This window comes from Acidovorax sp. SRB_24, assembly GCF_012931925.1.
In genome coordinates this window covers 1-6,553 of the sequence record NZ_MWOM01000111.1, presented here as the reverse complement: position 1 = coordinate 6,553, position 6,553 = coordinate 1, and the positions used below count along the sequence as shown (strand labels likewise).

The following is a 6,553-nucleotide window of genomic DNA, read 5'->3' as shown; positions in this document are numbered from 1 at the left end:
CGGCCTGCCGCAGACCATGTGCCGATGGCGGCGATGGCAGGCACAGGCCTGCGGCGGCGCCCCAAACCCTGACACGAACGGCAAGCCCTCCAGGGCCACTGCGGCGGGCCAACATGCTGCACGCAGGCACGCGCTGCCGGATGCTTCACCACCAACGCACCGGCGTCCCCGTGCTTCTGTAAAATATTACAGTCAGTTACCAAAGGTGCCGTGGGTGAAAAGAACAAACAGAGGGCCAGGATCTGCGCTACACAGAGCGCATGACGAGGCCGTGCGACCGGCGCCCACCAGCACCCGCCAAAGCCTCGTCTATGATGCAGGCCACGTCTCTGGAGAGCACCACCCCATGGCGGATTTGCAAGACACCGTGATGAATGCGGCTGCCCCCGCCTGTGCTCGCCCGGGGGCTGGCCGGACCCCATGAAATACGAATTCTGTGCCCGCACCGACTGCGGCCGGGTGCGCGCCAACAACGAAGACGCCGTGGCCGTGGACGCACACGCCCAGGTGGCCGTGCTGGCCGATGGCATGGGCGGGTACAACGCCGGCGAAGTGGCCGCCGCCATGGCCACCTCCTCCGTCTGCGCCGAAATGGGTCGCTGGCTCGCGCAGGCCAGCTCTCCGGTGCCCGCCCGCGCGCTGCGCCGCGCCCTCGAAACCTGCGTGGACAGCGCCAACCGGGCCATCTTCGACGCTGCCCAGTCCAACCCCGTGTATGCCGGCATGGGCACCACACTGGTGGCCGCCGTGTTCAGCGGCCACCGGCTGCTGCTCGGCCATGTGGGCGATTCGCGCGGCTACCGCCTGCGCGCCGGCCAGCTTATGCAGCTCACGCGCGACCACTCGTGGCTGCAGGAGCAGGTCGACGCCGGCCTGCTCACGCCGCGGCAGGCGGCGCTGTCGTTGGGCCGCAACCTCGTCACGCGGGCGCTGGGGGTCGAGTCCCAGGTGCAGCTCGAAACCACCGAATTCCCGGTCGAGTCCGGCGACCTGTTTCTCCTGTGCTCCGACGGCCTGAGCGAAATGCTCGACCATGCCGAACTGACCGCCCTCATGGCCGCCCATGTGCCGCTCGAAGAGAAGGCCAGCCGCCTCATCGCCGCCGCCAACGCCCATGGCGGGCGCGACAACATCAGCGTGCTGCTGGCCCAGGCCGGCACGGCGCAGCCGCGGCGCAGCTTCATGTCGCGCTGGCTCAAGGCCGCCTGACCCAGCCGCACGCCCTTATGCACCCCACCACCAGGAGTTGGCCATGCCCAAACTGATCCTCTCGATCGATGGAGTCGCCATCAAGGAAATCGAGCTGACCAAAGAGCGCACCACGCTCGGGCGCAGGCCCTACAACGACATCGTCATCGACCACCTGGCCGTCAGCGGCGAGCACGCCGTGCTGCACATGCTGGAAGCGCAGGCTGTCGAAATCGAGGACCTGAACAGCACCAATGGCACCTATGTGAACGGCAAGGCCATCGGGCGCCAGCTGCTGCGCCATGGCGACACCGTCGAACTGAGCAAGTACAAGATCCGCTTCCTCGACGAGGCCGAAGCCGAGGGCTACGAAACGACCGTGGTCGTCAAGCACCGCATGGCGAGCGCCCCGCGGCCCCTGGCGCGCACGGTGCCCGCTGCCGCGGCCGCCAGCCCGGCCGTGATCCGCGTGCTCACGGGCCCCGCCGCCGGGCGCGAAGTGGCGCTGACCAAGGTGGTCACCACCATCGGCAAACCCGGCGTCGCCGTGGCCTCCATCACGCGCCGCCACCAGGGCTTCGTGCTTGCGCACGTCGAAGGGCCCGAGTTGCCGCGGGTCAACGGCGCAGCGGTGGAAAATAGTGCTGCACCCCTGCAAAGTGGCGACCGCTTGGAACTGGCGGGCACGCAGATGCAGTTTGTGCAGGGGGTGACGGGGGCAGCGCCTTGAGCGGGCTGGCCGCGAAGGCGGCGGCGGTAGACAGGTGGGCGCGATCAGCGCTCCTTGTTTAATAGCTTTTAATGCTTACTGCATAAGCATTAGGAACTGAGTTCATTAGAAATCAGAACACGCCCCCTATTTCCAGCGTCTAGGCCAGTTTGCCCGCCAACGTCAGCGAGGCCCGCAGGGCATGAGCCTTTGCAGCAATGGACACCGCAGGCGGCTTGCCCTCTGCCGGCTGATCCATGAATTTGAGCAAATTACTGAGTCGATCGCTGCAGAAGGAAACGGGGTTTTTATTCCCCGCGGGTAGAGCTGGCGGATACGCAGATGGAGTATATGTAGGGTTGAGGCGGCGATGGGAGCCTGCGCGACCTGCCGGCCGTGCGATAGCTGGCGACGGAAATCCCCGAGATGCAGTCGGAGAACCATTGGAGATCCTGTTTTGATAGCTGTCAGCGCTTTCTGCACAAGGGCTAGAGACCAATTTCACCTGAAATTGAAGAATGCCATCGCGGTGTGAAGAATTGGTGCCTGCGCAGGTCAGCGCTGCCACTGACTCGCTACAAGTGGCACGCATTCAATTTGTAAGACAAAGATGCACCTTGTGACACCATTTGAGCGACAAAATTGTCAGATACGTGCGCAGAGGCAACAGTACAGCGCTAGAAGCGGCTGAATTTTGCAAAATTTGACACGTCTTGTTGCACCCAAGGCCTGGCACGGAACCTGCTTCTGCCGTTACGAACCTGAGAGTCCTTCTGCAGGTTTTTTATTGCAATTGATTTTGAGGAGAGATTTATGAAGCGCTCTATGCAAATGACCCAGAAGGGTTTCACGCTGATCGAGTTGATGATCGTTGTGGCTATTATCGGTATTTTGGCTGCTGTGGCGTTGCCGGCTTATCAGGATTACACCGTTCGCGCCAAAGTAACCGAAGGCTTGGTACTGGCTTCAGGCCTGAAGCCTACCGTCGCTGATAACGCAGCCAATGGCACGCCGGATGCCGAGGGTGGCCTGTTCAAGGGCATGCCCACCAACGTTGCAGGCACAACCTTCTGCGCTGCAACGGGTACCTGCTCGCTGAACGGCGGTGTTGCCGGAACCCCGCTGACCAAGAACGTGGTCTCGGTCGAGGGTGCCACGGCTACTGGCCATATCACCGTGACCTATGCTGCCACTGCTTCAGGTCAAAAACTGGAGCTGGCTCCTACGTCGGCTGGTGCGATTCTGGCAGCCGGCACCATTCCTGGCGGAGCTATTAAGTGGACCTGCTATGCATTGGGCAAAGCGGTCGTCGATGGTGCAGCGAACGGTGCTACCTTGGTGGCCAAGTACGCACCCGCTGAGTGCCGTTAAGGGACTTGCGCTGAAAAGCGCATGGCACATCAAACGCCCGCAATTGCGGGCGTTTTTGTTGTTGGTGGCGATGAGAAGCTATTAATTCTAAGACATCCATTGCAGTGGCAGCTTTCAGGTTAATCGCGCTATGAAAACTTATCGGTCATGCCGAAAATAAAAATCCGTTTTTTATTCCACCCCTGGAAAAGATGGCCAATCCATCCCTCGCCTTCTGCTCCCTTCATTTATAAAAGTAAAGCGCTCGTGTCTTCCATCACCATTGCACCCGCCGCTCTGAAAACCCGCTTTCGCGATGCCCTGTGTGCAGCGGCACTGCATTTTGTGTTGTCTGCCGCTGTCGCTGGACTCACTGCGTTTTTGGTTTTTGGTTTTTGGTTTCCTGGATCGCTGCGCGAACTGGTTGGCGGTGCTGAATTGTTCTGGCTGGTTGTTGGCGTCGACTTGGTTTGCGGCCCCTTACTCACGCTGGTGATGTTTAACCCTATCAAATCGCGAGCCGAGTTGCGGCGCGACTTGGCTTTGGTGGCCGTCATTCAGTTGTTGGCGCTGGGCTATGGCATCCAAACCCTGAGCTACGCACGTCCTGTGGCGCTGGTGCACGAGGTCGACCGCTTTCGGGTGATCGGCTTTGCCGACCTAGACGAGGCCGATGCTGTCCATGCGCCCGACTGGGCTAAGCCTTGGCGCCTGTCGCGCCCGCGCACCGTGGGCATCCGCGCGGCCATATCCGGGCAAGAGCAGTTGGATAGTATTGATGCCTCGATCCAAGGCATAGAGCCCAGCCAGCGCCCTAGTTGGTGGCAAGATTACGCTCGGAGTGTGCCGCAGGTGCTGCAGCGCGCCCGCCCCCTGACCGAGCTGCGCGCCAAGCACCCCGCCCAAGCCGCGCTGCTCGACACCGCCGTGACCAGCGCCATTGCTGATGCCCAGCCCGGCGAAACCACCGACCCTAATGCCCTGCGCTGGCTTCCCCTGGTCAGCCGCCGCGCTACTAACTGGGTGGTGCTGCTCGACCCCGTTACTGCCCGCGTGCGGGGGTATGCGCATCTGGATGGGTTTTGAGTTGGGGCAGGTTGGCCTGAAAATTTAGATGAAAAGTGCCTCAAACGCCAGGAAAACTAAGGAACTACAGGACACTCACTTAGTTTGACAGATCCGCCGCCTCCATTCCCCTGCGCCCACACCCCGCGCTCTGAAATCCCGCCATGACCCGTCCCAGCTCTGCATAGGTCAGCCTGCCAGATACCGCTTGGTACCACTGCGTCTCGCGCTGCGTGCGCCGAGCCTTCTCTTGTGCGGGCACCACCACAGGGGCCAGAGCTTCGAGCACCGCCGGGGCTGGATTGCCACGCGCATCAAAGATGCTGGTGCACATCTTTGCCATCGACGTGGCGGCCTATGCGGTGATGAGCAACCATTACCACGTGGTTGTCCACATCGACAGCGCGCGGGCGCAGCAGTGGAGCACCGAAGAGGTGCTGCAGGGCTGGACGCAGCTGTTTACCGGGCCGCTGCTGGTGCAGCGCTACTTGTCGCAGGCGCGCGCTGCCATGGGCAGGAAAAGTCCACGAACTGGCCGAAACCTTCCGCGCGCGGCTGTTTGACCTGTCTTGGTATATGCGCGTGCTCAACGAGTCGCTGGCGCGCCAGGCCAATGTCGAGGACGATTGCACGGGGCGCTTTTGGGAGGGGCGCTTTTGGGAGGGGCGCTTTAAAAGCTAGGCGCTGCTGGACGAGCAGGCGCTGCTGGCGGCGATAGCCTATGTGGACTTGAAACCGGTGCGCGTCTGGACGGCCGAGTCGCCCGAGGCATCGGACTACCCCTCGATCCAGGAGCGGCGGGGCTGTGCGCCTGCCGAAATTAATGGGGGGTCAGAATCCCGACCGGCACAGGGAGGTTGTAGCGGCCCTGCGCTGCACTCTCGGGCCCAAAAAAACCGGCATGGCACCGGTTTTTTTGTGTGCCCGCCGCAGAAGACGCTCTGCGGGTCAGGCCACGGAAGCTGCGAAGCGCTTACCGCGTGATCCGCGTGATCTTCGACCCCTGCAGCGACACCCCCGCCTCCAGCCCGGTGTTGGTCATCACATAGCTGGTGACCGGGGCCTGCGCGGTCGTGGTGTCGATGCTGCCGTTGGCACCGATGTGGCCTGCTGCCACGGTGGCATCGACGCCGCCCGACCAGCCGTTGCCGTTGACGAACTTGTCGAGCGCGTCCTGGGTGTTGAACACATAGATCACGGCCTTGGACTGGCCGCCGGCCTGCCAGCCGATGGAAGCCCCGGTGGTGGTGTAGTAGCTGTGCGTCTTGTTGGCCACGCGCAGCACGCCTTCGCCGTGCTGCACGCCGATCACGAAGCTGCCGCCGATCACGGCCGGAAACACCAGCACGCCCTTGGCGCGCGCGACCAGTTCGCGCGAGCCGGGGGCCGTTTCATAAAGGCGCGACAGCGTGGCGTTGGCCTGCGATTCGAGCGAGGCGCGGTCCGCGCGCGGCGAGGCCTGGGCACTCTCCTTGGTGGTGGTGCAACCGACCATGGCAACCCCGGCGGTGCCCACCACGGCAGCGACCAGCAAAGAGCGGAGTGAAAGTGTTTTCATGGAAGACCTCCTGGATGAAAGGTGGAACAACTTCAACCGCGCCCAGGTGTCGGCCAAAAAAACCGCGCTGGCGCACGTCTGGTCTTTATGGTAATGGGGTTGCGCACCGCTTGAGTCAACGCGGCATCAAGTCGGCCTGTGCGCCTACACGCCGGGCGCCGCGCGGCCTGCCCCTGCGCGCCGCGGCCCGCGCGCACGCTTTACCGGCGGCGCGCCGCCGCATACAGGCCCTGCACCTTGGGCACGTTCTCCTCGAGCTCGCGGATGCGCTGCGGGCCGCTGGGGTGGGTCGAGAGGAACGCAGGGCCGCCCTGTCCGCCCGTGGCCTGGCCCATCTTGCGCCACAGCGTCACGGCCGCTTCGGGGTTGTAGCCGGCGCGCGCAGCCATCTCCAGGCCGACGAGGTCGGCGTCGCTCTCGTCGCCGCGGCTGAACTTGAGCGTGAGCAGCTGGCCACCCAGGTTGGCGGCGAGGTTGCCCATGTCGCCCAGGCCCAGCAATTGCGCGCCCAGGCGCAGGCCGAGGTTGGTGGCCTCGCTCTTGGCCATGCGCGCACGCGCGTGCTCGCGCAGCGCATGCGCCATCTCGTGGCCCATGACCATCGCGGCTTCGTCGTCGCTGAGCTTGAGCTGGTCGAGGATGCCGGTATAGAACGCGATCTTGCCGCCGGGCATGCAGAAGGC

Annotated in this window: 7 protein-coding genes; 5 read left to right on the top strand and 2 right to left on the bottom strand. The window is 63.4% G+C overall.

Features of this window, described 5'->3' with window-relative positions; translation table 11 throughout:
* The first annotated feature begins 420 nt into the window (after positions 1-420).
* The 5 genes from B2J89_RS20405 to B2J89_RS22540 all read left to right on the top strand — a co-directional run bounded on the left by B2J89_RS20405 (position 421) and on the right by B2J89_RS22540 (position 4,875).
* Positions 421-1,209, top strand: a complete 789-nt coding sequence (locus tag B2J89_RS20405; RefSeq protein WP_169170691.1) for a Stp1/IreP family PP2C-type Ser/Thr phosphatase — start codon at positions 421-423, stop codon at positions 1,207-1,209.
* A 43-nt stretch (positions 1,210-1,252) separates the two neighbouring features.
* Complete coding sequence (locus tag B2J89_RS20400) at positions 1,253-1,918, top strand: FHA domain-containing protein (protein WP_169170690.1); 666 nt, start codon at positions 1,253-1,255, stop codon at positions 1,916-1,918.
* Between the two features lie 792 nt (positions 1,919-2,710).
* Positions 2,711-3,268 carry a pilin gene (locus B2J89_RS20395; protein ID WP_305792660.1) on the top strand — a complete coding sequence of 186 codons (558 nt, stop codon included), beginning with the start codon at positions 2,711-2,713 and terminating at the stop codon, positions 3,266-3,268.
* Positions 3,269-3,415: 147 nt separating this feature from the next.
* Positions 3,416-4,333, top strand: coding sequence for a hypothetical protein (locus B2J89_RS20390; RefSeq protein WP_240965103.1), 918 nt, complete (start codon positions 3,416-3,418; stop codon positions 4,331-4,333).
* Between the two features lie 299 nt (positions 4,334-4,632).
* Positions 4,633-4,875 (top strand): hypothetical protein, encoded by a 243-nt coding sequence (locus B2J89_RS22540; RefSeq protein ID WP_205763917.1) that lies wholly within the window; start codon positions 4,633-4,635, stop codon positions 4,873-4,875.
* A gap of 410 nt (positions 4,876-5,285) precedes the next feature.
* Here B2J89_RS22540 and B2J89_RS20380 read toward each other — a convergent pair whose 3' ends face one another.
* Both B2J89_RS20380 and B2J89_RS20375 read right to left on the bottom strand, forming a co-directional pair.
* Positions 5,286-5,870 (bottom strand): YSC84-related protein, encoded by a 585-nt coding sequence (locus tag B2J89_RS20380; RefSeq protein WP_169170689.1) that lies wholly within the window; start codon positions 5,868-5,870, stop codon positions 5,286-5,288.
* Between the two features lie 200 nt (positions 5,871-6,070).
* On the bottom strand, positions 6,071-6,553 hold a 483-nt coding region (locus B2J89_RS20375; protein ID WP_169170688.1), incomplete at its 5' end, for a M48 family metallopeptidase.

Coding starts and splice junctions, on each gene's coding strand:
- B2J89_RS20390 (WP_240965103.1), top strand. CDS start 3,416: ATGCCGAAAATAAAAATCCGTTTTTTATTCCACCCCTGGAAAAGATGG.
- B2J89_RS20380 (WP_169170689.1), bottom strand. CDS start 5,870: ATGAAAACACTTTCACTCCGCTCTTTGCTGGTCGCTGCCGTGGTGGGC.
- B2J89_RS20405 (WP_169170691.1), top strand. CDS start 421: ATGAAATACGAATTCTGTGCCCGCACCGACTGCGGCCGGGTGCGCGCC.
- B2J89_RS22540 (WP_205763917.1), top strand. CDS start 4,633: ATGCTGGTGCACATCTTTGCCATCGACGTGGCGGCCTATGCGGTGATG.
- B2J89_RS20400 (WP_169170690.1), top strand. CDS start 1,253: ATGCCCAAACTGATCCTCTCGATCGATGGAGTCGCCATCAAGGAAATC.
- B2J89_RS20395 (WP_305792660.1), top strand. CDS start 2,711: ATGAAGCGCTCTATGCAAATGACCCAGAAGGGTTTCACGCTGATCGAG.